This window comes from Streptomyces sp. CB00316 (assembly GCF_001905595.1).
Lineage (GTDB): Bacteria > Actinomycetota > Actinomycetes > Streptomycetales > Streptomycetaceae > Streptomyces.
Window position 1 is genome coordinate 630,324 of the sequence record NZ_LIXI01000004.1, and the last position, 25,521, is coordinate 655,844.

Consider the following 25,521-nt stretch of genomic DNA (forward strand, 5'->3'; position numbering starts at 1 on the left):
GAAGGACGGTTCGACCGCCCGGTGGACGGCTCGCTGTCCCCTGACGCTACCTCTCGGCCCGGCCCCCGTCCCGTGGGGGCCGCCGGGTGTGCCGGTATCGTTGCTGACGGTCGGCCCGTTCGTAGGGTTCCCCGTATCGGGCGAAGCGCTCCTTTCGTACGACCCTACAAAGACGTACGACCCTACAAAGAGTTCGCCGCACCAGCGTCACCCCGCGGTCATCACGTGAGAAAGGGCCCCGACGTGGCCTCCCCGCCCCCCTCCGCCTCTCCCGCCCGGCTGGTCGTGCTGGTCTCCGGATCCGGCACCAACCTCCAGGCCCTGCTCGACGCCATCGGCGACGACCCGGCGGCGTACGGGGCGCAGGTCGTCGCCGTCGGCGCGGACCGCGACAAGGCCGGCGGTCTGGAGCGGGCCGAGCGGGCCGGAATCCCCACGTTCGTGTGCAAGCTCAAGGACCACGCGACGCGTGCGGAGTGGGACGAGGCGCTGACCGCGGCCGTCGCCGGACACCGCCCCGACCTCGTCGTCTCCGCCGGTTTCATGAAGATCGTGGGGCCCGCGTTCCTCGCCGCCTTCGGCGGCAGGACCGTCAACACCCACCCCGCCCTGCTGCCCAGCTTCCCCGGCGCCCACGGAGTGCGTGACGCACTCGCGTACGGCGTCAAGGTCACGGGCTGCACCGTCCACTTCGTCGACGACGGTGTCGACACCGGTCCGATCATCGCGCAGGGCGTGGTCGAGGTGACCGAGGAGGACACCCCGGAGGGCGAAGCCGCCCTTCACGAACGCATCAAGGAAGTCGAGCGCTCGCTGCTCGTCGAGGCCGTGGGGCGGATCGCCCGTGACGGCCATCGCATTGAGGGACGAAAGGTTCATCTCGGTCATGTCGGTGAATAAGCCCATCCGCCGCGCCCTGGTCAGTGTCTACGACAAGACGGGGCTCGAAGACCTCGCCCGCGGTCTGCACGAGGCGGGCGTCGAGCTCGTCTCCACCGGCTCCACCGCCGGGAGGATCGCCGCCGCCGGAGTACCGGTCACCAAGGTCGAGGAGCTCACCGGCTTCCCCGAGTGCCTGGACGGCCGCGTCAAGACGCTCCACCCCCGCGTCCACGCCGGCATCCTGGCCGACCTCCGCCTGGACGCCCACCGCGAGCAGCTCGCCGAGCTCGGGGTCGAGCCCTTCGACCTGGTGGTCGTCAACCTCTACCCGTTCAAGGAGACCGTCGCCTCCGGCGCCTCCGACGACGAGTGCGTGGAGCAGATCGACATCGGCGGCCCGTCCATGGTCCGCGCCGCCGCCAAGAACCACCCCTCCGTCGCCGTGGTCACCAGCCCCGAGCGGTACGCGGACGTCCTCGCGGCCGTCAAGGCGGGCGGCTTCGACCTCAACGCCCGCAAGCGGCTCGCCGCCGAGGCGTTCCAGCACACCGCCGCGTACGACGTGGCCGTCGCCTCCTGGTTCGTGGACGGTTACGCGCCCGCCGACGACTCGGGCCTCCCCGAGTTCCTGGGCGACGCCCTCACCCGCAGAGACGTCCTGCGCTACGGCGAGAACCCGCACCAGCCCGCCGCCCTCTACACCTCGGGCACCGGCGGTCTGGCCGAGGCGGAGCAGCTGCACGGCAAAGAGATGTCGTACAACAACTACACGGACACCGACGCCGCGCGCCGGGCCGCGTACGACCACGCCGCGCCGTGCGTCGCGATCATCAAGCACGCCAACCCGTGCGGCATCGCGATCGGTGACGACGTCGCCGAGGCACACCGCAAGGCGCATGCCTGCGACCCGCTCTCGGCGTTCGGCGGGGTCATCGCCGTGAACCGCCCGGTGACGGTCGAGCTGGCGGAGCAGGTCGCGGAGATCTTCACCGAGGTCATCGTCGCCCCGGCCTACGAGGACGGCGCCGTCGAGGTGCTGGCCCGCAAGAAGAACATCCGCGTGCTGCGCGCCCCCGGGGCCCCGGCCACCACGGTCGAGGTCAAGAACATCGACGGCGGGGCGCTGCTCCAGGTCACCGACCGTCTCCAGGCCGAGGGCGACGACCCGGCCAACTGGACCCTGGCCACCGGCGATGCGCTCTCCGAGGCCGAGCTGAAGGAGCTGGCCTTCGCCTGGAAGGCGTCCCGGGCCGTCAAGTCCAACGCGATCCTCCTCGCCAGGGACGGCGCCTCGGTCGGCGTCGGCATGGGCCAGGTCAACCGCGTCGACTCCGCGAAGCTCGCCGTCGAGCGGGCGGGCGCGGAGCGGGCGGCCGGTTCCTACGCCGCGTCCGACGCCTTCTTCCCGTTCCCCGACGGGCTGGAGATCCTCACCGCCGCCGGAATCAAGGCGGTCGCCCAGCCCGGCGGCTCCGTCCGCGACGAGCTGGTGATCGAGGCCGCGAAGAAGGCGGGCGTCACGATGTACCTCACCGGGACGCGCCACTTCTTCCACTGACCGGCGCCCGTACACATCGAGGCCGCACCCCTGCGCGGGGTGCGGCCTCCGCCGTATGCGACGCCCTACGCGACGTACGGGAGGGCTTCGCGGCTCTGTTCTAATGAACGGCCGTATCCGATGAGCGGCCGTGCCGAAGAGCAGCAGGAATCCCAGCGGGGGCAGTCACCGTGCTTGAGCTGAACAAGAGTGGAACGGACCCGGTGGAGGCGGGGCGGCTGCCCACGCCGCGCACCGGTCCCAACGCCCGCCCGGCGGAAGGCTCCCAGGGAACGGACGCCGCCCCCACCGAACGCGTACCCCTGCGGCCGTACCTGATCGTCGGCGCCGTCCTGTGCGGGCTCTACTTCCTCTACTCCTACCTCCAGTACAGCCGGTTCGGCTCGCCCTCCTGGGACCTCGGGATCTTCGAGCAGGAGGTACGGGCGTACGCGGACCTCAGAGCCCCGGTCGTCGACATCAAGGGCCCCGGCTATCTGATCCTCGGCGACCACTTCTCCCCGATCGTCGCGCTGCTGGCCCCGCTGTACTGGCTCTGGCCCTCGGCCGAGTCGCTGCTCTTCGCGCAGGCCGCGTTCTTCGCGCTGGGCGCGGTCATCGTCGGCCGCACCACGCAGCAGCTCCTCGGCGGCCGCTCGGGGCTCTGCGTCAGCGTCGCGTACGGGCTCTCCTGGGGCATCCAGGAGGCGGTGAAGTCCGACTTCCACGAGATCGCCTTCGCCGTCCCGCTGCTGGCCCTCGTCTGCCGGGCGCTGCTCCTGCGACGGTGGACGGCCGCCGTCCTGTGGTCGCTGCCGCTGGTCCTGGTCAAGGAGGACCTCGGCGCGACCGTCGCCGTCGTCGGCTTCCTGCTGTTCGTGTACGGGCGCCGCCTCCAGGGCGCGCTGCTCGCCGCGTTCGGGGTGGCCGCCTTCGTGGTCACCCTCATGGTCCTCATCCCGGCGGCCAGCAGCGCGGGGACGTACGACTACTGGCAGAAGATCGACAAGAACGGCGAGCAGGACGTCTCGATGCTGGACTCGGTCCTCGGCGTCCTGAACTCCGCCGACAAGATCGAGATGCTGGTGTTCCTGGTCGGCATCACCGCCTTCATGGCGCTGCGTTCGCCCCTGACGCTGCTGATCGTCCCCACGCTCGGCTGGCGACTGCTCTCCCAGGACAGCAACCACTGGGGGATGGTCTGGCACTACAGCGCCATCCTGATGCCCATCCTCTTCCTGGCGATGGCCGACGGCGTCCGCCGCAGCCGCGACTCGCACCGCTCCTGGCTCGCCTCGTACGCGAAGGTCGCCGTCCCCGTCTCCGTCGCGATCGCCGCGGCGATGACCCAGCACCTGCCGCTGCGCGACCTGCTGCGCCCGGACGCCTACAGCACCGACGCCCGTACGGAAGCGGCCCGGGAGGCGCTGAAGGCCATCCCGGCCGGGGCGCGGGTCGAGACCGACATCACGCTCATGGCCCACCTCACCTCCGACCGGACCGTCTACTGGATCGGCGGAGCCCCCGGCACCGCGCCCGACATCGTCGCCGTCAACCTGGACTTCGGCTGGTCACGGCCGATCCAGGACCCGGTGGCGTACGCCGAGCAGCTCCACCCCGAGGCGCGCTACCGGCTCAAGCACCGGGGCGGCAGCTTCGTGGTGATGGAGCGTACGACGCCGGAGCCGGCGGAGATCCCGGGCGTGGGCAAGGACTGAGCGGGGCCGCGGGAGCCGGGCGCGGCCCCGGTTCCCCGGCCCGTACGGGCGAAGGCCCCACCCGGGTGAGAACGGGTGCGGCCTTCGATACCGTGCGCTGAACGCCGTGCGCCTGAGCGCTCGGCGGGTTCAACGAGGGGTCACTTGGAGCGGATGACCACCGACGAGCAGACCTTGTCCGCGAACGTCTGCTTCTTCTGGTCCCACAGCGGCCACAGCCAGCCGATGTAGCAGGCGATGTTGTCCAGGAAGTGGGCCAGGCGGCGGACGAACGCCATGCCGAAGCCGAGCGGCCGGCCGTCCGCCTCGCGCAGCAGACGGATGCCGACGGCCTTCTTGCCGATGGACTGGCCGGTCGTGCCCTCCTGGTACAGCTGCCAGATGGCGAGGCCGAGCACGCCGAGGAGGCCGATCACGGCGACGACGGAGGCGACGCCGTCACCGGACGAGCTCTCCATGCCGGCGGCGACGAGGACCAAAAGGTACGGCGCGCCGATGATGAGCCCGTCGATCAGGAACCCGCCCGCCCGCAGACCCCAGTGCGCCAGCTCCGGCATACCGCCGCCGTATCCCGGCTGCTGCGGGTAACCGCCGCCGTAGGGCTGGCCGGGCTGCTGCGGATACCCCGTCTGCGGCGGGTACCCCGGCTGCTGCTGCGGGTAGCCGTAGCCCTGCTGCGGGACACCCTGCGGAGCCTGCTGCGGGTAGCCGTAGCCCGGCTGCCCCTGCGGCGGTCCCTGCGGAGGCTGGCCGGGCTGCTGCCCGTACGGGTTGTTGGGGTCGCCGAAGCTCATATCGGGGTGTTCCTTCAACAGACGTGTGGGGACGGATGGCCACACGGAGGAAGGACGACGTTCAGCGGCCCGCCCCCCGTACAACCGCGGCCTTCATCGTTATAAGCGCGACCCGCGTTTGTCCAGCCCGGCGCCCTGGACGTTGTGCAAGTGCAATCTCGGTCAGGGGCGGGGCACAGGCAATTGGTATGCGGGCGGGGTCATCCGCGAGGATGGGTCCATGACTGCCCAGATTCTCGATGGCAAGGCCACCGCTGCCGCGATCAAATCCGATCTGACCGTCCGCGTGGCGGCACTCAAGGCGCAGGGGATCACCCCCGGCCTCGGAACCCTGCTCGTCGGGGACGACCCGGGCAGCCGCTGGTACGTGAACGGCAAGCACCGCGACTGTGCCGAGGTCGGAATCGGCTCCATCCAGCGCGAACTCCCCGACACCGCCACCCAGGAGGAGATCGAGGACGTCGTACGGGAGCTCAACGCCGACCCGCAGTGCACGGGTTACATCGTCCAGCTGCCGCTGCCCAAGGGCATCGACACCAACCGTGTCCTGGAGCTGATGGACCCGGAGAAGGACGCCGACGGGCTGCATCCGATGAGCCTCGGCCGCCTCGTCCTCAACGAGACGGGCCCGCTGCCGTGCACCCCGCAGGGCGTCGTCCAGCTGCTGCGCGCGCACGGCGTGGAGATCAACGGGGCGCACGTGGTGGTCGTCGGACGCGGTGTCACCATCGGCCGGTCGATCCCGCTGCTGCTGACCCGTAAGTCGGAGAACGCCACGGTGACCCAGTGCCACACCGGCACCCGGGACCTCTCCTCGCACCTGCGCCAGGCCGACATCATCGTCGCCGCCGCCGGGGTGCAGCACCTGATCAAGCCCGAGGACGTCAAGCCGGGCGCGGCCGTGCTCGACGTCGGCGTCAGCCGGGACGAGAACGGCAAGATCGTCGGCGATGTGCACCCGGGGGTCCGCGAGGTGGCGGCCTGGGTCGCCCCGAACCCCGGCGGTGTCGGCCCGATGACGCGTGCCCAGCTCCTGGTCAACGTGGTCGAGGCGGCCGAGCGGACCGCGGCCGAGGCCGCCGACGCGGCTGCCGCGGGCTGACGGCCGGATCCGGAGGGAACCCCATGGGTGCTGGTACGAGTCCGGCCGACCCGGCCCCCGCGGGCCCGGCGGCCGACGGGCCGGATCCGGTCGTGGCGGACGGCTCCACGGAGCCCGCACGCGCGGAAGCGGACAGCGGCACCGCGGAGCCGGACAGCGGCTCCTTTGCGCCCGGCACCGCGGAGCCGGAAGGCGAGGCGCCGGACAGCAAGGCGCCGGCCCCCCGCAGGACCCGGCGGTTCCCGCTCTTCACGCGGGACACCGCCCGTCCCGAGGGCGGCGGCCGCGCCGCCTCGCGCGACGCGCCTGCCCCGGCCCGGCAGTGGCCGCTGCTCACCGTGCTCTGCGCGGCGGGCGCGGGCCTGCTGATCGTCGCCCTCGACCCGTTCGCCGAGGCGTTCCGCATCGGCACCATCCTGATCGGCGCGGCGCTGATCGCCGGAGCGGTGCTGCGCTGGGTGGTGCCGGCGGTCGGCATGCTCGCGGTGCGCTCCCGCTTCACCGACCTGGTGACGTACGGGCTGATGGGCACCCTGATCGTGCTGCTCGCGCTGGTCGCTCAGCCGAAGCCGTGGCTGGACGTGCCGATCCTGGAGGACGCGGTCCGCTTCACGATCCGCTAGCGCGGGGGCCCCGTGGGCCCGGACGGGCACCCGTCTGGAGGTGCCCGTCCGTGCCGCCCGTCCCCACCCCCGAGGAGGGACGGACGGCACGGTCCGGGACTCCGGGGCGACAGACCCCGGCCTACGGCGGAAGCGGAATGCGCGGCCTTCCGCCCCGTCCCGGGCTCAAGCGTCATGGACACGGAAGGCCGCTACAAGGCTCCCCTGAGGCCTGTGGCACGGAAGTGACCGTTCCGGCACGGTGTGATCGCCGGGCAACGATGGCAGACTGTCACGGCGCGACGGACGGACAGGGCGGACAGCCGCACCGGTCCGGGGGGCGCACCGGCCGGGCGGAAACGGCCGCAGCGGGGGCGCAGGGGCACGCCCGGGGATGCACCGGGTGGTGCGGGGGATGACGGAAAAAGGGGAAATGCAATGCCTCGTTGGAAGGCACTGCCCGAAGAGCTCGACCCGCAGATCAGGGAGTTCGCGAGCAGGCTGCGCGGGCTCGTGGACCGCAGCGGGCTGAACATCAACGCGGTGGCGGACCGCACGGGATTCAGCGAGATGTCCTGGGAGCGGTACCTCGACGGCCGGCTCCTCCCCCCGCGCCGCGCCGTCATGGCCCTCGCCGATGTGACGAGCACCCCGCAGCACCACCTCACGACCATGTGGGAGCTGGCCGAGCGCGCCTGGAGCCGGGCCGAGATGCGCCACGACAGGACGATCGAGGCCATCCGCATCACCCAGGCGCGCGAGGCGCTCGGCGCGACCGACCCGGCGGGCGGCGACAGGAACGGCCCGGGCCGGTCCGCCGACGGCCGCCACGGCGCGGCCGGTTCCGCCGCGACCGGAGCAGGCGGCGGTCACGGACCGGACGGCTACGGCCCGGACGCCGACCGCCGGCAGGGCCACGGCACCGACGCGTACGGCACCGACCCCCACCGTACCGACGTCCGCGCCCCCTTCGTCCCCACCCAGCGCGGAACCGTCCCCCCGGTCCCGCAGCAGCGGCAGGGCGGACGGCGGGTGGACGCCCAGCTCGGCGCCGGCGCGCCCGGCCGGGCCACCGGCGGCCGCAGCAAGGCGATTCCGCTCGCCGTCGGTGCGGCCGGAGCGGTGATCGTGATCGTCGGCGCGGTGATGCTCGCGCCCAGCGGCGACGAGCCCGCCAAGGCCATCCTGCCCCCGACCGCCGCGCCCACGACCGCCCCCACGACCGCGGAGCCCGCCCCCGAACCGCCCGCAGGCGTCGAGTGCCAGGGTGCCGACTGCGCCGGGCGGAACCCCGACGAGATGGGGTGCGGCGGCGACCATGCCCGTACGGTCTCCACCGCCCAGGTCGGCGCCGCCCGCGTCGAGGTCCGGTACAGCGAGGTCTGCTCCGCCGCCTGGGCCCGGCTCACCGAGGCGGGGACCGGCGACACCGTGACGATCACCGGCGGCGCGGCGGCGGCCGCGCAGAACGGCGAGGTCACGGTCGCGGAGGCTTACACACCGATGGTCGCGGTGAAGAAGGCCGCCGACGCGAAGGCCTGCGCGACGCTCACCGCCGGCACGAAGGGCTGCACCACGTAAGAAGTGGTCCGCATGCGGTGCGTGACCGGCTGCGCGCGGCGCCACGGGGGGCCGGGCGGCCCACCCCGCCCGGGTCCGATAGCCTGGCCGCCGGATATCTCTTCACGTCAAGATTCGTCGGGGCGCGAAGGGGTCTCCCGCACCAGGGTCCGGCACCAGGGGCCGGGACCCCCACCGCCAGCTGTCTAACGGAGACCGCCATGACCCGCACTCCCGTGAATGTCACCGTGACCGGCGCTGCCGGCCAGATCGGCTACGCGCTGCTCTTCCGCATCGCCTCCGGCCACCTGCTCGGCCCGGACGTGCCGGTCAACCTGCGCCTCCTGGAGATCCCGCAGGGCCTCAAGGCCGCCGAGGGCACCGCGATGGAGCTCGACGACTGCGCTTTCCCGCTGCTGCGCGGCATCGAGATCACCGACGACCCGAACGTCGGCTTCGCCGGTGCGAACGTGGCCCTGCTCGTCGGCGCCCGCCCGCGTACCAAGGGCATGGAGCGCGGCGACCTGCTCGCCGCCAACGGCGGCATCTTCAAGCCGCAGGGCAAGGCCATCAACGACAACGCCGCGGACGACATCAAGGTCCTCGTCGTCGGCAACCCGGCCAACACCAACGCGCTCATCGCGCAGGCCGCCGCCCCGGACGTACCGGCCGAGCGATTCACCGCGATGACCCGCCTCGACCACAACCGCGCGATCTCGCAGCTGGCCGCCAAGACCGGTGCCGCCGTATCCGACATCAAGAAGCTGACGATCTGGGGCAACCACTCGGCCACCCAGTACCCGGACATCTTCCACGCGGAGATCGCCGGCAAGAACGCCGCCGAGGTCGTCAACGACGAGGCGTGGCTCGCCGACACCTTCATCCCGACCGTCGCCAAGCGCGGCGCCGCGATCATCGAGGCCCGTGGCGCGTCCTCGGCCGCCTCGGCCGCCAACGCCGCCATCGACCACGTCCACACCTGGGTCAACGGCACCGCCGAGGGCGACTGGACCTCCATGGGTATCCCGTCGGACGGCTCCTACGGCGTCCCCGAGGGCATCATCTCCTCCTTCCCGGTCACCACGAAGGACGGGAAGTACGAGATCGTCCAGGGTCTGGACATCAACGAGTTCTCCCGTACGCGCATCGACGCGTCGGTCAAGGAGCTCACCGAGGAGCGCGACGCGGTCCGCGAGCTCGGCCTCATCTGATCCGTACCCCCGCACCACACCGGGCGCCCCCGGCAGCACCCACGCTGCCGGGGGCGCCCGTCCTTCCCCACCCTGCCCCGTAGTGACGCGACCCGGGCCGGTCGGTCACGCGGCTCCCGGGAAAGGCGGCGTGGTGGGTCAGTGCTTGAGGTCGCCGGGCGTGTAGTGGCCGGGGACCTGGCGGGTGGCGACCCCGAAGCGGTTCCAGGCGTTGATCACCGTGATCGCGGCGATCAGCTGGGCCAGTTCGGCCTCCTCGAAGTGCTCGACGGCGCGCGTGTACACGTCGCCCGGGACGAAACCGTCGGTCAGGACGGTGATGGCCTCGGTCAGCTCGATCGCCGCGATCTCCTTCTCCGTGTAGAAGTGGCGCGACTCGTCCCAGGCGCTCAGCTGGATGATCCGCTCGACGCTCTCACCTGCCGCGAGGGCGTCCTTGGAGTGCATGTCCAGGCAGAGTGCGCACCGGTTGAGCTGCGAGGCCCGGACCTTCACCAGCTCCAGCAGCAGCGGGTCGAGCCCCTTCCGGGCGGCGGCGTCGAGGCGGAGCATCGCCTTGTAGACCTCGGGGGCCAACTGGGCCCAGGACATGCGGGCCGGGTGCTCGAGGGCGTACGGCGTGCTGGTATGGGTGTGGGCGGGCTGTGCGGGTGTCGTCGTCATGGCATCGACGCTACGGGCCCGGTGGAGCACGGGTATGGTCCATTCCCGTGACGGATTCCTGGGCCACTTTCGGCACCGACCTCCACCTGGAGCTCGCGGGTACGGGGCTGCGGAGCGGACTGATGGAGTCCCTGCGGGAGGCGGTGCGCAGCGGGCGGCTGGCCCCCGGTACCCGGCTTCCGTCCTCCCGGGCGCTCGCCGCCGACCTGGGCGTCGCCCGCAACACCGTCGCCGACGCCTACGCCGAACTCGTCGCCGAGGGCTGGCTCACCGCCCGCCAGGGCTCGGGGACCCGGGTCGCGCAGCGGTCCGCGCCACGCCGGGCGGACCCGGTGGCGGCCCACGCCGGGCCGGCCCGGCCGCGTACCGGCCACAGCCTGAAGGCGGGCTCCCCGGACGTGTCGTCCTTCCCTCGCACCGCCTGGCTCCGGGCGTCCCGCAAGGCGCTCACCGCCGCGCCCGACGAGGTGTTCGACTACGGCGACCCGCGCGGGCGCGTCGAACTGCGCACGGTGCTGGCCGAGTACCTGGCCCGCTCGCGCGGGGTCTACGCCGACCCGGAACGTATCGTGATCTGCTCCGGCTTCGTCCACGGGCTGATGCTGACGGGCACGGTCCTGCGCGGTCGCCGGGTGCGGGAGCTCGCCGTCGAGTCGTACGGGCTCGACCTGCACCGTGACCTCATCACCGGCACCGGTCTCGCCACCCCCTGCCTGGAGCTGGACCACCTCGGCTCGCGGACCGGGGAGCTGGCCGCGCTGCGCGGTACGGGGGCGGTCCTGCTGACCCCGGCGCACCAGTTCCCCACCGGCATACCCCTGCACCCGGACCGGCGCGCCGCCGCCGTCGACTGGGCCCGCTCCAGCGGGGGCCTGATCCTGGAGGACGACTACGACGGGGAGTTCCGGTACGACCGGCAGCCCGTGGGCGCCCTCCAGGGACTGGACCCGGAACGGGTCGTGTACCTCGGCACCGCCTCCAAGTCTCTCGCCCCCGCCCTGCGCCTGGGCTGGATGGTGCTGCCCCGGGGCCTGGTGGCGGAGGTCGTGGCGGCGAAGGGCCCGTCGGACCGGATGTCCGGCACCCTCGACCAGCTGACGCTCGCGGAGTTCATCGCCTCGGGAGCGTACGACCGGCATGTGCGGTCCATGCGGCTGCGCTACCGGCGCCGCCGCGACCAGCTCGTCACGGCTCTCGCCGAACGCGCGCCGGGCACCGAGGTCAGCGGCATCGCGGCCGGGCTGCACGCGGTCCTCGAACTCCCCCCGGGCACCGAGCGTTCGGTGATCCAGGCGGCTGCCTTCCAGGGCCTGCGGCTGGAGGGCCTCGCCGCCTACCGGCACCCCGACGCCCCGGTCGGCCGCGACGCGCTGGTGATCGGCTACGGCTCACCGTCGGAGAGCGGCTGGGCGGGCGCGCTGGACGCGCTGTGCAGGGTGCTGCCGTAGAGGTTCCCCTCCGGCTTCCGAACCGGCGCACCGTACAACTATTCTGACAAGCAGTACGGCGTACGACGCACGGGGGAGAACTGAACATGGCCAAGCGAAGGTTGAGGTCGAGCACGGTCGTGCTCGGCGGCATGGGGCTGCTCGCCCTGACGATCACATCCTGCGGATCGGAACCGGACCGGCGGTGCGCCGACCGGACGACCCGCGAAACCCTGCCCAGTTACGAGTGCCGGGGCGGCGGCGGCAGTGGCGGCGCGGGCGGCTCCGGCGGAAGCGGCGGCCGGGGCTCGTACTACTACGGCGGCAGCACCAGCGGTTACGACGGCAAGGTCCAGGGGGGCAGCTTCGACAAGTCGGCGGTCGACCGGGGCGGCTTCGGCTGCACCAGGTCCGGCGGGGGCTGAGCGCGGTGGAGCGCCGCACCATCGAGCCGCGTCCCGGCTGGCAGGAGACCGTCGAGTCCCAGGGGCTCGTCTACCCGCTCACCCGCTACCCGGACGGTTCGCTGCGCCCCTACTGGGACGAGAGCGCCTACTACGTCTTCTCGCTGCCCGAGGTCGAGGCGCTGGAGGAGACCGTCGAGGAGCTGCACACGATGTGCCTGGCCGCCGCCGCGCACATCGTGGAGCGGGATCGCTTCACCGACCTCGGCATCACCGATCCGCGACTGGTCTCCCTGGTCACCGAGTCCTGGCGCCGCCGCGACGAACTGCCTTCCCTGTACGGGCGGTTCGACCTGCGCTACGACGGTAGCGGCCCGGCGAAGATGCTGGAGTACAACGCCGACACCCCGACCTCGCTGGTGGAGGCGGCCAGCCCGCAGTGGTTCTGGATGGAGGAGCGGTTCCCCGGCGCCGACCAGTGGAACTCGCTGCACGAGCGGCTCGTCGACGCCTGGAAGCGGCAGGCCCACCTGCTTCCGCCGGGCCCGCTGCACTTCGCGCACTCGGACGGCGACGAGGCCGGCGAGGACCTGATGACGGTCGCGTATCTGCGCGAGACCGCCGACCAGGCCGGTCTCGAAACACACGCGCTCTCCGTGGAGGACATCGGCTGGGACCGGCTGAGCGGGCGGTTCGTCGACGACCGGCTGCGCTTCCTGCGCAGCTGCTTCAAGCTCTACCCGTGGGAGTGGCTGACCACGGACCGCTTCGGGCCGCAGGTGCTGGACACCCTCGACAACGGCGGCGGCTCCGGCACCACCTGCTGGATCGAGCCCGCCTGGAAGATGCTGCTCTCCAACAAGGCGCTGCTCGCGATCCTTTGGGAGCTGTACCCGGGCCACCCGAACCTGCTGCCCGCCTACCTCGACGGCCCCCGCGAGCTGGCCGGGCCCGGCGGGGCGGGGTACGTCTCCAAGCCGCTGCTCGGCCGCGAGGGAGCCGGGGTCGACCTGTACGGGCCCGGCTCCCCGGCCGTCCTGCGGGAGGAGCCGTGCTGCTACCAGGAGCTGGCGCCGCTGCCCGACGTCGACGGCAACCGGGTGGTGCTCGGGGCGTGGGTGGTGGAGGACGAGGCGGCCGGGCTCGGCATCCGGGAATCGGCGGGGCCGGTCACGGACGAGTACGCCCGCTTCCTGCCCCACGTCATCCTCTGACGCCCTTTGCCCATGGCTCTCAGGCGCTGAGCACCGTCCGCAGCCGGTCGAGCCCCCAGTCCAGGTCCTCCTTGCTGATCACCAGCGGCGGCGCGATCCGGATCGTGGAGCCATGGGTGTCCTTCACCAGCACCCGCTCCTCCATCAGCCGCTCGGAGATCTCCCGGCCGGTGCCGAGGGCGGGCGCGATGTCGACGCCCGCCCACAGCCCCCGGCCGCGTACGGTCTCGACCGCGCCGCCCCCGGTCAGCAGCCCCAGCTCCCGGTGCAGATGGTCACCCAGCTCGGCGGCCCGCTCCTGGTACTCGCCGGTCCGCAGCATCGCGATCACCTCCAGCGCCACCGCGCACGCCAGCGGGTTCCCGCCGAAGGTGGAGCCGTGCTCGCCGGGCTTGAAGACCCCGAGGATGTCCGCCGAGGAGACGACGGCCGACACCGGCACCACCCCGCCTCCCAGCGCCTTGCCCAGCACGTACATGTCCGGCACCACGCCCTCGTGCTCCAGCGCGAACGTCTTGCCGGTACGCCCCAGACCCGACTGGATCTCGTCCGCGATGAAGAGCACGTTCCGCTCGCGCGTCAGCTCCCGCACCCCGGGCAGATAGCCGGCCGGCGGCACCAGTACCCCGGCCTCGCCCTGGATCGGCTCGATCAGCACCGCCACGGTGTTCTCCGTCATCGCCTCCCGGAGCGCGGTGAGATCCCCGTACGGCACGATCTCGAACCCCGGGGTGTACGGACCGTAGTCGGCCCTCGCCTCCGGGTCCGTGGAGAAGCTGATGATCGTCGTCGTGCGGCCGTGGAAGTTGTCCGAGGCCACGATGATCTTCGCCATCCCGTCCGGGACGCCCTTGACCCGGTAGCCCCACTTCCGGGCGGTCTTCACCGCCGTCTCCACGGCCTCCGCCCCGGTGTTCATCGGGAGCACCATCTCCATGGAACAGAGCTCGGCCAGCTCCGTACAGAAGTCGGCGAACCGGTCGTGGTGGAAGGCCCGGGAGGTCAGCGTCACCCGCTCCAGCTGGGCCTTGGCCGCGTCGATCAGACGGCGGTTGCCGTGACCGAAGTTGAGCGCCGAGTACCCGGCGAGCAGATCGAGGTAGCGGCGCCCCTCGACATCGGTCATCCAGGCACCCTCAGCCGAGGCCACGACGACCGGCAACGGGTGGTAGTTGTGCGCGCTGTGCGCCTCGGCGGAGGCGATGGCAGTTTCCGTGGCGGACACGGGAGCTCCGTTCGTCGTACGGCGTGGGCGGGGGTGGTGCCCACTTTGTATCGTCGGTCGCATCCGGCGCAGGGAAACCTGCACTCTCCGGCGCGCCCGCCCGCGCGCACCTCCCGTGCCCCCCGCGCCCGCCCGCGCGCCCCGGCGGCCGGAATGTGCGCTTCGTCTCAGCTCCGCGCTCCCGGGGCGTGAGCGGACCGGCACCCGAGCGGGTGCGCCCCCGCTGCGCCCCGCACCGGCTGCCGGGGATCGCCCCCGCACCTGAGACAATGGGCCCATGGCCTCTGATCGCCCCGCGCTCTCCACCGACCAGCCGCAGACGGGCCGCACCAACGTGCCCGCCCGCCCCCGTGTGCTCTCCGGGATCCAGCCCACCGCAGGCTCGTTCCACCTCGGCAACTACCTGGGCGCGGTGCGCCAGTGGGTGGCGCTGCAGGAGACCCACGACGCCTTCTACATGGTCGTGGACCTGCACGCGATCACGGTGCCGCAGGACCCCGCCGAGCTGCGGGCCAACACCCGGCTCGCCGTGGCGCAGCTGCTCGCGGCCGGCCTGGACCCGGAGCGGTGCACGCTCTTCGTCCAGAGCCATGTGCCCGAGCACGCCCAGCTCGGCTGGGTGATGAACTGCCTCACCGGCTTCGGCGAGGCCTCCCGGATGACGCAGTTCAAGGACAAGTCCGCCAAGCAGGGCGCCGACCGCGCCACCGTCGGCCTCTTCACCTACCCGGTCCTCCAGGTCGCCGACATCCTGCTCTACCAGGCCGACCAGGTCCCGGTGGGCGAGGACCAGCGCCAGCACATCGAGCTGACCCGCGACCTCGCGGAGCGGTTCAACGGCCGGTTCGGGCAGACGTTCACCATCCCGGCGCCGTACATCCTCAAGGAGACGGCGAAGATCTACGACCTCCAGGACCCGGCGGTCAAGATGAGCAAGTCGGCCTCCACGCCGAAGGGCCTCATCAACCTCCTCGACGACCCGAAGGCCACGGCCAAGAAGGTCAGGAGCGCGGTCACGGACACCGACACGGTGATCCGCTTCGACGAGGAGAAGAAGCCGGGCGTCAGCAACCTGCTCACGATCCTCTCCACCCTCTCCGGCAGCACGATCGAGGATCTGGAACGGAAGTACGAGGGCAAGGGGTACGGGGCGCTGAAGAGCGACCTGTCCGAGGCCATGGTGGAATTCGTCACTCCCTTCCAGCTCCGCACCCAGGAATATCTGGACGACCCGGAGACGCTGGACTCCATCCTGGCCAAGGGCGCGGAGAAGGCCAGGGCCGTCGCCGCCGAGACCCTGGCGCAGACGTACGACCGGATGGGCTTCCTGCCCGCGAAGCACTGAGTCCAAGGACTCTGGCGAGATCAGGGTCCCAGGGGCCACACTTGCGGCGGCAGGTCGCGGCGCAAGGCCGGAAACCGACCATCGACGATTGAGGAGAACGACGTGGGGACCGTAACGCTCGGCGTTTCGATCGCGGTCCCGGAGCCCTACGGCAGCCTGCTCCAGGAGCGGCGCGCGAGCTTCGGGGATCCTGCCGCGTACGGCATTCCCACCCATGTCACCCTCATGCCGCCGACCGAGGCGGAGGCGGCCGACCTGCCGGCGATCGAGGCGCACCTCGACAAGATCGCCACCGCCGGGCGCCCCTTCCCGATGCGGCTCTCCGGCACCGGCACATTCCGGCCGCTCTCCCCGGTGGTCTTCGTCCAGGTCGTGGAGGGCGCCTCGGCCTGCTCCTGGCTCCAGAAGCGGGTCCGGGACGCCTCGGGACCGCTGGTGCGCGAGCTCCAGTTCCCCTACCACCCGCACGTCACCGTGGCGCACGGCATCCCCGAAGAGGCGATGGACCGGGCGTACGCCGAGCTCGCCGACTACGAGGCGGCCTGGACCTGCGGCTCCTTCGCCCTGTACGAACAGGGCGCGGACGCCGTCTGGCGCAAGATCCGGGACTTCCCGTTCGGGGCCGGCGGCGGCACCCCCGCCGTCCCGGCCCAGGGCGGCTACTCGGTCGACGCGCCGTCCCTGCGCCCCTGACCCCGGCTGCCGGTGATCACATCGGCAGCCGGCGGAACAGCGGGCGCGGCGCGTGCCGCAGCGCCGACATCACCACTCGCAGCGAACCGGGCACCCACACCGTCTCCGAGCGCCGCCGCAGCCCCGTCACGATCGCCCCGGCGACCGCCTCCGGGGTGGTGGAGAGCGGCTCCTCCGGCCGCCCGGCCCCGGCCCGTGTCCGTACGGCGCCGGGGCGCACGACCATCACCTGTACGCCGGTCCCCTGGAGCGCGTCCCCGAGCCCCTGGGCGAAGGCGTCAAGCCCCGCCTTGCTGGAGCCGAAGATGAAGTCGGCCCGCCGGGCGCGCTCCCCGGCCACCGAGGACAGCACCACCAGAGAACCGTGCCCCTGCGCCTGGAGTGCGCCGGCGCACACCAGACCGGCGGAGACCGCCCCGGTGTAGTTGGTCTGGGCGACCCGGACGGCGGCCAGCGGCTCCTCCTCGTCACGTGCCTGGTCCCCGGCGATCCCGAACGCCATCAGCACCACATCGATGTCGCCCTCCGCGAAGACCTTGCCCAGCACCTCCTCGTGCGCGCCGGGGTCCAGCGCGTCGAAGGCGACCGTACGGACGTCGGCGCCCCGGTCGCGCAGCTCGACGGCGGCCGCGTCCAGGGCGGGGGAGGGGCGCCCCGCCAGCCAGACCCGGCGGGTGCGCAGCGAGATCAGGCGGCGCGCGGTGGCCAGCGCGATCTCGGAGGTGCCGCCGAGGACGAGCAGGGACTGCGGGGCACCGAAGGCGTCCTTCACGGAACACTCCTGTTCGGGGGGTGGGGGAGCGGTGATGCAGGTACGTCACAGGGCGAGCCGGCGGGCCAGGTCCGAGCGGAACGCCCCGGTCGGGTCCAGCTCCGCCCGCAGCTCCCGGAACGCACCGAGCCCCGGGTACATCGCGGCCGCCGTCTCCGGCCGCATCCGCGAGTCCTGCGCAAGGCAGACCCGGCCCCCGGCGGCCGCCACCTCGTCGTCGAGCCCGTCCAGGAAGCGGGCGAGGCCGGGCAGGGCGGCGGGCAGGTCGAGGGCGAGCGTCCAGCCGGGCGCCGGGAACGACAGCAGGCCCGTGCCCGCGGCGCCGAACCGCTGGAGTTCGGCCCGGAACGCGGGGCAGCGCCGCGCCGAGATCCGCCGCACGACGCGGTGCAGCGCCTCCTCCTGCCCGTACCCGACCGTGAACCGGTAGCGCACGAGCCCGGCGCGGCCGTACAGCCGGTTCGCGTCGGGGAGGGCGTCCAGGGGGTGGAAGAAGGCGGCGGTGGTGCGGAGCTCGCCGGTCCGGGAGCGGGGCGCACTCCGGTAGCGGACCTCGTTGAGGAGGGCGGCGGCGGTCCGCCCCAGCAGGCCGCCGGGGAGGAGCGGCCCGATGGGGTGGCGGTCCGGCTGAACCGTGCGCGGGGCGCGCATCGTGCGCCGGGCGTGCGCGGGTAGCACAGAAGGGGGCGCGTGCTCCCCTCGGGTCAGGACTCCGCGTCCGGTCGCCCGGCCCCGGGCGAGGAGGTCGATCCAGGCGGAGGCGTACGGCAGCGGGTCGCCGGGGCCGCCGCGACCGGCCGTGAATCGAGCCAGCAGATCGTCCAGGCCCGTGGCGCGCTCGGTGGAGACGGAGACCAGCGGGGTGACCACGCGCTTCAGCCGGAGGGTGGCGGAGAGGATCACCCCGGTCAGCCCCAGGCCGCCGGTGGTCGCGTCGAAGAGGGCGGTGCCGGGCGTCACCGTGCGCACCTCGCCGTCGGCGGTGAGGAGCTCCAGCCCGTCCACGTGCCGGGCGAGTGAACCGGCCCCCGGGTGGTCCAGGCCGTGCACGTCGGAACCGATCGCGCCGCCCACCGTGATCCGTCCGGACCCGGGCACGACCGGCAGGAACAGGCCGCGCGACAGCAGGATCCGCAGCAGTCGGTCCAGGGTCACCCCCGCGTCGCAGCGGACCGTCGCCGCCTCCTCGTCCAGGGCGCGGACCCGGTCCAGGCCCGTCATGTCGAGCACCGAGCCGCCCGCGTTCTGTGCCGCGTCACCGGGCGCCCGCCCGAGCCCCCGGGCCAGGGCGCCCCGGGGCCCGCGGCCCCGGACCACGGCAGCCGCTTCCTCGTACGTACGGGGGCGAAACCGTACGGCGGTGGTCGGGGCGGTGCGGCCCCAGCCGGTCAAGGACACCGTGTCGACGGACATGCCCGTGACCGTAGCCCCGGGCCGGTCGTCCGGGAAAACCCATTCGTCACCTTTGTTACACCACTCACCGGAATGGGTGATGGAACGCGTGTCACCGGGAGGAGCGGTAGACCTTCCGGACGCGTCCGGAAGAGTGCTCGGTGCGGCCCGCGGTCTTTCGGGCCCGAAAGGGTACGCGTAGCTCCATGGACTGGCTCAAGAAGCTCCCCGTCGTCGGGCCGCTCGTCTCCCGGCTGATGGAGACGCACGCCTGGCGCTCCTACCAGCGGCTGGAGAAGGTCCACTGGGCCAGGCTCGCCGCCGCGATCACCTTCATCAGCTTCCTGGCGCTCTTCCCGCTGATCGCGGTCGGCGCGGCGATCGCGGCCGCGCTGCTGAGCGACAAGCAGCTCGACACCATCAAGGACAAGATCGCCGAGCAGGTGCCGGGCATCTCGGACCAGCTCGGCATCGACACCCTGGTCGCCAACGCGGGCACGGTCGGTCTGGTGGCCGGTGCGCTGCTGCTGTTCACGGGTGTCGGCTGGATCGGCTCGATGCGGGAGTGCCTGCGCGCGGTCTGGGAGCTGGACGACGTCCAGGAGGCCAACCCGGTCGTCGCCAAGCTCAAGGACGCCGTGCTGCTGGTCGGCCTCGGGGGAGCGGCGCTCGCCACCCTGGCGGTCTCCACCGTCGGGACGACGGCCGTCGGCTGGACCGCCGACCAACTGGGCATCTCCCACGGCGGCGTGGGCGGCATCCTGCTCCAGGTGGCCGCCCTCGTGGTGGCGGTCCTCGCCGACTTCCTGCTGATCCTCTATCTGCTGACGCTGCTGCCCGGCGTGGAGCCGCCCCGGCGCCGGCTCGTGGTCGCGGCCCTGATCGGCGCGGTCGGCTTCGAGCTGCTCAAGCTGCTGCTCGGCAGCTACATGAAGGGGGTCGCGGGCAAGAGCATGTACGGCGCGTTCGGCGTGCCGATCGCGCTGCTCCTGTGGATCAACCTCTCCGCCAAGCTGCTGCTGTTCTGCGCCGCCTGGACCGCGACCGGGTCCAAGGAGGAAGAGCTGGGCGAAGGGGACGAGGACGAGAAGGCGGAGCCGGAGGACGAGAAGGCGGAGAACGCGGAGAAGGCGGAGCCGGAGGCCGCAGAGGCCCGCGGCTCCACCCGAGCCTCCTGAGCCGGCCCTGAGCCAGGAGCCCCCTGAGTCAGTCCTGCGGCGCGCGGCGGCCCAGCCCCGGCAGCGGCCAGCGGCGGTTCACCAGGAACACCGCGGCGGCCAGGGCCACCAGTACCCCGCCGACGATCGCCAGCGCGACCCCGACCCCGCCGGAGCCCCGCGCGGCCGCCGCGTTCGCGGCCTTCGCCTGGCCGCCCGAGCCCTGGTCCGCCCCGGCGGCCGGCTGCGCGCCCTTGCCGCCGGAGACGGTGCCCGCGCCGGTGTCCACGGACTTCGGCGGCACCAGCTCGCCGACCGGCCGGACCTTGCCGCTCGCGGCGAAGCCCCAGTCCAGCAGGTGGGCGGCCTCCTTGTAGACGGCGTGGCTCTCGTCCGCCGACGGGTTCATGACGGTGACCAGCAGCACCCGCCCGTCGCGTTCGGCGACACCGGTGAAGGTGTTGCCCGCGTGGGTGGTGTAGCCGTTCTTGACGCCCGCGATGCCCTTGTAGGGGTCGACGCCGTTGTCCCCGGTGATCAGCCGGTTGGTGTTCTGGATCTCGAAGGTCTCGCGCTTCTTCCCCTTCTTCTTCTTCTCACCGGGGAAGTCGGCCGAGGCCGTCGCCGCGTACTCGCGGAAGTCCTTCTTCTGCATGCCGCTGCGGGCGATCAGCGTCAGGTCGTAGGCGCTGGAGACCTGGCCCGGCGCGTCGTACCCGTCCGGCGAGACCACCGTCGTGTCCAGCGCCTGGAGCTCCTCGGCGTGCTTCTGCATCGCGGCGATTGTCTGCGGCATACCGCCGTACATCTCGGCCAGTACGTGCACCGCGTCGTTGCCCGAGCGCAGGAAGACCCCGAGCCACAGGTCGTGGACCGTGTACGTGTGGTCCTCCTTGACGCCCACCAGACTGCTGCCCTCACCGAGCCGCGCCAGGTCGCTGTCCTTCACCGTGTGCGTCAGCGTCGCCGGCTGGAGAGCGGGAAGGAGGGTGTCCGCGAACAACATCTTCATGGTGGAGGCCGGCGGCAGCCGCCAGTGCGAGTTGTGCGCCGCCAGCACCTGCCCGCTCTCCGCGTCCGCGACGATCCACGACCGGCCGGTCAGCCCCTTGGGCAGCACCGGGGCGCCCGGGCCGAGGTTGACCTGGGTGCCGACCTTGGAGAGCTGCTCGCCCCCTACGCTCGACATCACGTGGTTCGGCTGGGGCTGCTTGTCCTTCTCCTTGTCCTTCTCGGCCGCCGACGCGGGGGCGAGGACAAGACTGGACAGCACGGCGGCGGCGGTGACCGTCAGAGTGATCTTTTTCAGAGCAGGCACGGTCGAAAACGTACAGGGCGAAGATGTGGATGAGGACCCGGACCGGCTGACCCGCCGGAGGGACGGCCGGGACTGCCCCTTTCGGACGCCACCCCGGACGAGGGACCCGGAGGACGGCGGCGATACTGGACCCATGAAGCTCAGCCGCCCCGTCTCCTGGTTCCTGCTCGTCTTCGGGGTGTGGAGCTGGTTCATCTGGATCACTTTCGTCAAGAACCTGTGGCAGGACGGCAGCGGGCTCGCGTTCGACGACGCGGGTGAGCCGACCGGGTACTTCTGGGTGCACCTGCTGCTCGCCATCACGTCCTTTCTTCTGGGGACGGTGGTCGGCGCCATCGGGTTGCGTGGTGTCCGGGCTTTGCGCGACGAGCGCGTATGAGAACAGGAATGTAGGGAAGCGCGGATGGCAGCAGTGGTCTTCGTCCTGGTGGCGCTCGTGGTGCTGGCGCTGCTCGCGAGCGTGCACCGCTATGTGTGGCGCCGGTTCGTCGGGGACACGACGGCACCCGGCAGCACGCTGCGCACGGTGGGCACCGTCGCCGCCTTCGTGCTGCCCCTGCTGAGCCTCGGGGCCATGACCTCCGGCCGGATCGGCGCGCCCTTCTGGCTCCAGCAGGCGCTGGCCTGGCCGGGCTTCCTGTGGCTGGCCTGCCTGATGTACCTGACGCTGGCCCTGCTGGTGGGCGAGGTCGTCCGCCCGGTCCTGGGCCGGGTGCTCGCCCGGCGCGACGCGGCGGCCGCGACCCATGCCACAGCCGGAACCGGAACCTCCGGAACGGCGGTGGACGGAACCCTCGCCGCGACGGCGAGCGCAACTCGTCCCCGTACGGAGGAACTCGTCCCGGCGGGCCGGACCTGTCCCTCCACCTCGGCCGACCCGGCCCCGGCGACCGCACCGGCCGCCGAGCCGGGACCGGAAGCGGTACGCGATACGGAGCGGGCGGACCCGTCCGCACCGGCGGACGCACGACCGGCGGCCCCCGCCCCCGGCATCACCCACCCCTCCCGCCGCCTCTTCGTCTCCCGGGTCGTCGGCGGCGCCGCTGCCGCCGCCGGGCTCGCCACCGTCGGGTACGGGACCGCCAACGTCCTGCGCGGGCCGAGCGTCCAGCGCGTCACCGTGCCGCTCGCCAAACTGCCCCGCGCCGCCCACGGCTTCCGGATCGCCGTCGTCAGCGACATCCACATCGGTCCGATCCTCGGCCGCGCCCACACCCGGCGCATCGTCGACACGATCAACTCCACCTCGCCCGACCTCGTCGCCGTCGTCGGTGACCTCGTCGACGGTTCCGTGGCCGACCTCGGCTCCGCCGCCGAACCACTGGCCGGGCTGCGGGCACGGCACGGCAGCTTCTTCGTCACCGGCAACCACGAGTACTTCTCCGGCGCGGAGCAGTGGGTGAACCATGTCCGCGAACTGGGGCTGCTCCCGCTGGAGAACGCCCGGGTGGAGATGGGTGGGTTCGACCTCGCCGGGGTCAACGACATCGCGGGGGAGACCGAGGGCCAGGGCCCCGACTTCGTCCGCGCGCTCGGCGACCGGGACCGCGGCCGCGCCGCCGTCCTCCTAGCGCACCAGCCCGTCGTCATCCACGACGCCGTCGAGCACGGCGTCGACCTCCAGCTCTCCGGCCACACCCACGGCGGACAGCTCTGGCCCGGGAACTACCTCGCCGAGCTGGCCAACCCGACCGTCGCCGGGCTCGAACGGTACGGCGACACGCAGCTGTTCGTCTCGCGCGGGGCGGGCGCCTGGGGACCGCCGGTACGGGTCGGCGCCCCGGCCGACGTCACCGTCGTCGAACTCGCCTCGCGCCAGGCCTGAAACCCTGCCTGAAGCCCGGCCTCCCACCTCGGTGGGCGTTGCGGTTGCGATCATGCGAGCTTCAACAAAACTGCACCGTAACGTCACGCACAGCTACGGAAATCCGCAGGTGGAGGCGGGAAACGGCCTTTTCGGACACGCTGTGTCGAACGTGTCCAACAAAAGGCTGTGAGCGCCCCATTTACTCTTCCAGATGTGAAAATCGTGTGATTGGGTAAGCGCGAACGTGCGGCAGTGTGCGTGTCTGAGCGCAACTGCCGTGGTGGGGCTGGTAAGGGAGAGCACGGCAATGCGGTCGGTCCGGGTACGGATTCTCGCGATTCTCGCGGTTTTGGTCATCGCAGGCGTCGGCGCCTGGCAACTGCTTCCGTCGGGGGAGGCGAAGACCGACGCGGTCACCGTCGGGACATCGGACATCGTGACTTCCCTCGACCCGGCCGGTGCGTACGACGCGGGCTCCTGGGCGATCTACAGCAACATCTACCAGTCGCTGATGACCTTCAAGCCCGGGGCCACCGTGCCGGAGCCGGACGCGGCGGAGAGCTGCGCGTTCGTCGGGCAGAAGCTCCAGACGTACCAGTGCAAGCTCCGGGACGACCTGGTCTTCTCCAACGGCCGGAAGATCACCGTCGAGGACGTGAAGCACTCCTTCGACCGGATCTTCGCGATCAAGTCGGACGTCGGCCCCTCCGGCCTCTTCCCCACGCTCGACACGGTGTCGACCGAGGGCCGCACGATCACCTTCAACCTCTCCGGCAAGGACGCGACCTTCCCGCAGAAGCTCGCCACCGGCGCCGCGGCGATCGTCGACTCGACCAAGTACCCCGAGGACGAGCTCCGCAAGGGCAACCAGGTCGACGGCTCCGGACCGTACGTCCTCAAGTCGTACGCGCCGGACAGCCGCGCCGAGCTGGTGCCGAACCTGAAGTACAAGGGCGCGCTCAAGAAGATCGGCGAAGCGGTCACCATCCGCTACTTCAAGGCGTCCGAGGACCTGCTGACCGCCTGGAACAACGGCGAGGTGGACATCGCCCACCGCCAGCTGCCGTCCTCCAAGCTCGCCGAGCTGGACGAGGGCGACCCGGAGCTGCGGGTGACCGAGGCGGCCAGTGCCGAGATCCGCAACATCATCTTCAACACCCGGGAGAACTCGCCGTTCGGCGAGAAGAAGGTCCGCCAGGCCGTCGCCGCGCTCCTGGACCGGGGCCCGCTGGTCAGCAAGGTCTACCAGGGCACGGTCGAGCCGCTGTACTCGCTGATCCCCACCGGCTACATCGGGCACAGCACCCCCTTCTTCGACGCCTATCCCACGTCCGACCCGAAGCGGGCCAGGCAGCTGCTGGAGGAGGCCGGCGTCGAGATCCCGGTCGCCGTCGACTTCGCCTACCGCGAGGGCGACATGTACACCAAGGAGACCGCCGAGCTCCGGCGCCAGCTGCAGAAGGACGGGCTGTTCAAGGTCTCGGTCAAGGCCGTGGAGTGGACGAAGTACCAGAAGGGCTACGCGGCTGGTGAGTACGACATGTACACCGTCGGCTGGTTCCCCGACTTCCCGGACCCCGACACCTTCAGCCAGCCGCTCGTCGGCACCGGCAACGTCCTGCACAGCGGCTACTCCAGCAAGAAGATGGACAAGCTGATCGCCGCCACGCAGCAGTTCAGCGACCGCGGCCGCACCTCCAACGACTTCAAGGAGATGCAGAAGCTGGTCGGCGAGGACGTACCGCTGCTGCCGCTCTGGCAGAAGAAGGACTACGTCGTCGCCAAGACGGACGTCGCCGGCTCCCAGTACCTCTCCGACGGCACCGGCTTCTGGCGCCTGTGGGAACTCAGCTGGATCTGACGGGTCGTGTCCCGGCCTCCCCGGCCGGGACACAGCCGGTCAGCCGCCCGCCCGGTGCTCCGTCCCGGCCGCGGCACCCGGCATGAACTCCACCAGCAGCGCGTGGACCTGCCGTACGAGCGGTCGCAGCACCCGGAAGCGGGAGAGCCCGATCGCCCGTGCGGCGATCGGCGCGGTGCGCTCGACGAGCCGCCGGCTGCGCTCCGCGCCCGGGGAGCGGTCGTACACCCAGAACAGCACCAGGCCCATCTGCATCAGCCAGAGCAACTCGGGCAGCAGCGGTGCCAGTTCGGGATCGCTCCTGGTGCTCGAACCGGCGAGGGTCTCCCGGTGGATGGAGATCGCCGCCTCCCGGGCCGCCACCGACTCGTCGGAGAACGGGGAGAGCGGGCTCTCCGGGTCGGCCGCGTTCTTGAAGAACTGGGCGGCGAACCGGTGGTACGGCTCCGCCACGTCCAGCCAGGCCAGCAGCACCCCCCGGATCCGGTCGGCCAGCTCCGCCTCGTCCGCGAGGGCGGGCCGCACCGCCGCCGTGTGTTCACCGGCGATGCGGTCGTAGAAGCCCTGGACCAGGTGCTCCTTGGAGGAGAAGTAGTAGTAGGCGTTCCCGGTGGAGACGCCCGCCTCCTGCGCGATCGCCCGCATCGTCGTCCGGTCGTACCCCCGCTCGGCGAAGAGCCGGAGCGCCGTCTCGAGAATCAGCGTGCGGGTCTGTTCGCTCTTCGCGGCCTTGCCGGAGGGGACGGCCCTGGCCGCCTGGCCGGTCTTGCCTGCCTTGGCGGGCTTCGCGGCCCCATTCTCCCGCACGTTCTTCTCTTCCTTCACCACGGGCCCCAC

At 71.9% G+C, this 25,521-nt stretch carries 23 protein-coding genes; 16 read left to right on the plus strand and 7 right to left on the minus strand.

All coding sequences use genetic code 11. From position 1 onward, the window contains the following. The first annotated feature begins 243 nt into the window (after positions 1 to 243). The 3 genes from purN (at position 244) to AMK21_RS14500 (ending at position 4,137) form a co-directional block, all read left to right on the plus strand. Positions 244 to 900, plus strand: a complete 657-nt coding sequence (purN, locus tag AMK21_RS14490) for a phosphoribosylglycinamide formyltransferase (protein WP_073877963.1) — start codon at positions 244 to 246, stop codon at positions 898 to 900. Continuing rightward, the gene (gene purH, locus AMK21_RS14495; RefSeq protein WP_073877794.1) at positions 887 to 2,440 is read left to right on the plus strand and encodes a bifunctional phosphoribosylaminoimidazolecarboxamide formyltransferase/IMP cyclohydrolase; all 1,554 of its coding nucleotides are present in this window, start codon (positions 887 to 889) and stop codon (positions 2,438 to 2,440) included. Before purN ends, purH begins: the two co-directional genes overlap by 14 nt. Positions 2,441 to 2,610: 170 nt before the next feature. Next, entirely contained in the window at positions 2,611 to 4,137 is a 1,527-nt protein-coding gene (locus AMK21_RS14500; RefSeq protein ID WP_073877797.1) for a DUF2079 domain-containing protein, read from the plus strand. A gap of 140 nt (positions 4,138 to 4,277) precedes the next feature. Here the strand turns inward: AMK21_RS14500 and AMK21_RS14505 are convergent, their stop codons facing one another. Beyond that, positions 4,278 to 4,931, minus strand: a complete 654-nt coding sequence (locus AMK21_RS14505; protein ID WP_073877799.1) for an RDD family protein — start codon at positions 4,929 to 4,931, stop codon at positions 4,278 to 4,280. A gap of 220 nt (positions 4,932 to 5,151) precedes the next feature. On the opposite strand from AMK21_RS14505, the gene AMK21_RS14510 reads away from it, so the two are divergent. The 4 genes from AMK21_RS14510 to AMK21_RS14525 all read left to right on the plus strand — a co-directional run bounded on the left by AMK21_RS14510 (position 5,152) and on the right by AMK21_RS14525 (position 9,406). Next, positions 5,152 to 6,033 (plus strand): bifunctional methylenetetrahydrofolate dehydrogenase/methenyltetrahydrofolate cyclohydrolase, encoded by an 882-nt coding sequence (locus AMK21_RS14510; protein WP_073877800.1) that lies wholly within the window; start codon positions 5,152 to 5,154, stop codon positions 6,031 to 6,033. A 23-nt stretch (positions 6,034 to 6,056) separates the two neighbouring features. Beyond that, positions 6,057 to 6,656, plus strand: a complete 600-nt coding sequence (locus AMK21_RS14515) for a DUF3017 domain-containing protein (protein WP_073877802.1) — start codon at positions 6,057 to 6,059, stop codon at positions 6,654 to 6,656. A gap of 417 nt (positions 6,657 to 7,073) precedes the next feature. Further along, complete coding sequence (locus AMK21_RS14520) at positions 7,074 to 8,216, plus strand: helix-turn-helix domain-containing protein (RefSeq protein ID WP_073877804.1); 1,143 nt, start codon at positions 7,074 to 7,076, stop codon at positions 8,214 to 8,216. A 200-nt stretch (positions 8,217 to 8,416) separates the two neighbouring features. Then, positions 8,417 to 9,406 carry a malate dehydrogenase gene (locus tag AMK21_RS14525; protein WP_073877806.1) on the plus strand — a complete coding sequence of 330 codons (990 nt, stop codon included), beginning with the start codon at positions 8,417 to 8,419 and terminating at the stop codon, positions 9,404 to 9,406. 138 nt (positions 9,407 to 9,544) lie between these two features. On the opposite strand, the gene AMK21_RS14530 is transcribed toward AMK21_RS14525, so the two are convergent. Then, positions 9,545 to 10,069, minus strand: a complete 525-nt coding sequence (locus AMK21_RS14530; RefSeq protein WP_073877965.1) for a carboxymuconolactone decarboxylase family protein — start codon at positions 10,067 to 10,069, stop codon at positions 9,545 to 9,547. Positions 10,070 to 10,116: 47 nt separating this feature from the next. On the opposite strand from AMK21_RS14530, the gene AMK21_RS14535 reads away from it, so the two are divergent. The 3 genes from AMK21_RS14535 to AMK21_RS14545 all read left to right on the plus strand — a co-directional run bounded on the left by AMK21_RS14535 (position 10,117) and on the right by AMK21_RS14545 (position 13,114). Next, entirely contained in the window at positions 10,117 to 11,517 is a 1,401-nt protein-coding gene (locus AMK21_RS14535) for a PLP-dependent aminotransferase family protein (protein ID WP_073877808.1), read from the plus strand. A gap of 86 nt (positions 11,518 to 11,603) precedes the next feature. Continuing rightward, positions 11,604 to 11,921: a hypothetical protein gene (locus AMK21_RS14540; RefSeq protein WP_073877810.1), complete on the plus strand. Its 318-nt coding sequence runs from the start codon at positions 11,604 to 11,606 to the stop codon at positions 11,919 to 11,921. Between the two features lie 5 nt (positions 11,922 to 11,926). Next, positions 11,927 to 13,114, plus strand: a complete 1,188-nt coding sequence (locus AMK21_RS14545; RefSeq protein WP_073877812.1) for a glutathionylspermidine synthase family protein — start codon at positions 11,927 to 11,929, stop codon at positions 13,112 to 13,114. A 19-nt stretch (positions 13,115 to 13,133) separates the two neighbouring features. On the opposite strand, the gene rocD is transcribed toward AMK21_RS14545, so the two are convergent. After that, entirely contained in the window at positions 13,134 to 14,339 is a 1,206-nt protein-coding gene (rocD, locus tag AMK21_RS14550; protein ID WP_073877814.1) for an ornithine--oxo-acid transaminase, read from the minus strand. 352 nt (positions 14,340 to 14,691) lie between these two features. Between rocD and trpS the strand changes: the two genes are divergently transcribed. Together trpS and AMK21_RS14560 are read left to right on the plus strand one after the other, a co-directional pair. Next, positions 14,692 to 15,684, plus strand: a complete 993-nt coding sequence (gene trpS, locus AMK21_RS14555) for a tryptophan--tRNA ligase (RefSeq protein ID WP_073877967.1) — start codon at positions 14,692 to 14,694, stop codon at positions 15,682 to 15,684. A 102-nt stretch (positions 15,685 to 15,786) separates the two neighbouring features. Further along, positions 15,787 to 16,377: a 2'-5' RNA ligase family protein gene (locus AMK21_RS14560; RefSeq protein WP_073877816.1), complete on the plus strand. Its 591-nt coding sequence runs from the start codon at positions 15,787 to 15,789 to the stop codon at positions 16,375 to 16,377. A gap of 16 nt (positions 16,378 to 16,393) precedes the next feature. Here AMK21_RS14560 and AMK21_RS14565 read toward each other — a convergent pair whose 3' ends face one another. Together AMK21_RS14565 and AMK21_RS14570 are read right to left on the minus strand one after the other, a co-directional pair. Further along, positions 16,394 to 17,149 (minus strand): decaprenylphospho-beta-D-erythro-pentofuranosid-2-ulose 2-reductase, encoded by a 756-nt coding sequence (locus AMK21_RS14565; RefSeq protein WP_073877818.1) that lies wholly within the window; start codon positions 17,147 to 17,149, stop codon positions 16,394 to 16,396. Between the two features lie 45 nt (positions 17,150 to 17,194). Beyond that, positions 17,195 to 18,562: an FAD-binding protein gene (locus AMK21_RS14570; RefSeq protein WP_073877820.1), complete on the minus strand. Its 1,368-nt coding sequence runs from the start codon at positions 18,560 to 18,562 to the stop codon at positions 17,195 to 17,197. Between the two features lie 185 nt (positions 18,563 to 18,747). On the opposite strand from AMK21_RS14570, the gene AMK21_RS14575 reads away from it, so the two are divergent. Then, complete coding sequence (locus tag AMK21_RS14575; RefSeq protein ID WP_073877822.1) at positions 18,748 to 19,719, plus strand: YihY/virulence factor BrkB family protein; 972 nt, start codon at positions 18,748 to 18,750, stop codon at positions 19,717 to 19,719. Positions 19,720 to 19,747: 28 nt separating this feature from the next. Here the strand turns inward: AMK21_RS14575 and AMK21_RS14580 are convergent, their stop codons facing one another. Beyond that, positions 19,748 to 21,016, minus strand: a complete 1,269-nt coding sequence (locus tag AMK21_RS14580) for a D-alanyl-D-alanine carboxypeptidase family protein (protein WP_234421933.1) — start codon at positions 21,014 to 21,016, stop codon at positions 19,748 to 19,750. 133 nt (positions 21,017 to 21,149) lie between these two features. Here AMK21_RS14580 and AMK21_RS36050 point away from each other — a divergent pair, with 133 nt between their 5' ends. The 3 genes from AMK21_RS36050 (at position 21,150) to AMK21_RS14595 (ending at position 24,684) form a co-directional block, all read left to right on the plus strand. Beyond that, positions 21,150 to 21,395 (plus strand): SCO4848 family membrane protein, encoded by a 246-nt coding sequence (locus AMK21_RS36050; protein WP_079181154.1) that lies wholly within the window; start codon positions 21,150 to 21,152, stop codon positions 21,393 to 21,395. A gap of 33 nt (positions 21,396 to 21,428) precedes the next feature. Continuing rightward, on the plus strand, positions 21,429 to 22,841 hold the full coding sequence (locus tag AMK21_RS14590; protein WP_073877824.1) for a metallophosphoesterase: 1,413 nt from the start codon (positions 21,429 to 21,431) through the stop codon (positions 22,839 to 22,841). Positions 22,842 to 23,130: 289 nt separating this feature from the next. Continuing rightward, the gene (locus tag AMK21_RS14595; RefSeq protein ID WP_073877826.1) at positions 23,131 to 24,684 is read left to right on the plus strand and encodes an ABC transporter substrate-binding protein; all 1,554 of its coding nucleotides are present in this window, start codon (positions 23,131 to 23,133) and stop codon (positions 24,682 to 24,684) included. Between the two features lie 39 nt (positions 24,685 to 24,723). On the opposite strand, the gene AMK21_RS14600 is transcribed toward AMK21_RS14595, so the two are convergent. Further along, complete coding sequence (locus tag AMK21_RS14600; protein WP_073877969.1) at positions 24,724 to 25,512, minus strand: TetR/AcrR family transcriptional regulator; 789 nt, start codon at positions 25,510 to 25,512, stop codon at positions 24,724 to 24,726. Positions 25,513 to 25,521: the final 9 nt, after the last annotated feature.

Excerpts from the sequence above, each read along its gene's own strand:
- purH (WP_073877794.1), top strand. The coding sequence starts at position 887 with ATGTCGGTGAATAAGCCCATCCGCCGCGCCCTGGTCAGTGTCTACGAC.
- AMK21_RS14505 (WP_073877799.1), bottom strand. The coding sequence starts at position 4,931 with ATGAGCTTCGGCGACCCCAACAACCCGTACGGGCAGCAGCCCGGCCAG.
- AMK21_RS14510 (WP_073877800.1), top strand. The coding sequence starts at position 5,152 with ATGACTGCCCAGATTCTCGATGGCAAGGCCACCGCTGCCGCGATCAAA.
- AMK21_RS14515 (WP_073877802.1), top strand. The coding sequence starts at position 6,057 with ATGGGTGCTGGTACGAGTCCGGCCGACCCGGCCCCCGCGGGCCCGGCG.
- AMK21_RS14520 (WP_073877804.1), top strand. The coding sequence starts at position 7,074 with ATGCCTCGTTGGAAGGCACTGCCCGAAGAGCTCGACCCGCAGATCAGG.
- AMK21_RS14525 (WP_073877806.1), top strand. The coding sequence starts at position 8,417 with ATGACCCGCACTCCCGTGAATGTCACCGTGACCGGCGCTGCCGGCCAG.
- AMK21_RS14530 (WP_073877965.1), bottom strand. The coding sequence starts at position 10,069 with ATGACGACGACACCCGCACAGCCCGCCCACACCCATACCAGCACGCCG.
- AMK21_RS14540 (WP_073877810.1), top strand. The coding sequence starts at position 11,604 with ATGGCCAAGCGAAGGTTGAGGTCGAGCACGGTCGTGCTCGGCGGCATG.
- AMK21_RS14570 (WP_073877820.1), bottom strand. The coding sequence starts at position 18,562 with ATGTCCGTCGACACGGTGTCCTTGACCGGCTGGGGCCGCACCGCCCCG.
- AMK21_RS14575 (WP_073877822.1), top strand. The coding sequence starts at position 18,748 with ATGGACTGGCTCAAGAAGCTCCCCGTCGTCGGGCCGCTCGTCTCCCGG.
- AMK21_RS36050 (WP_079181154.1), top strand. The coding sequence starts at position 21,150 with ATGAAGCTCAGCCGCCCCGTCTCCTGGTTCCTGCTCGTCTTCGGGGTG.
- AMK21_RS14595 (WP_073877826.1), top strand. The coding sequence starts at position 23,131 with ATGCGGTCGGTCCGGGTACGGATTCTCGCGATTCTCGCGGTTTTGGTC.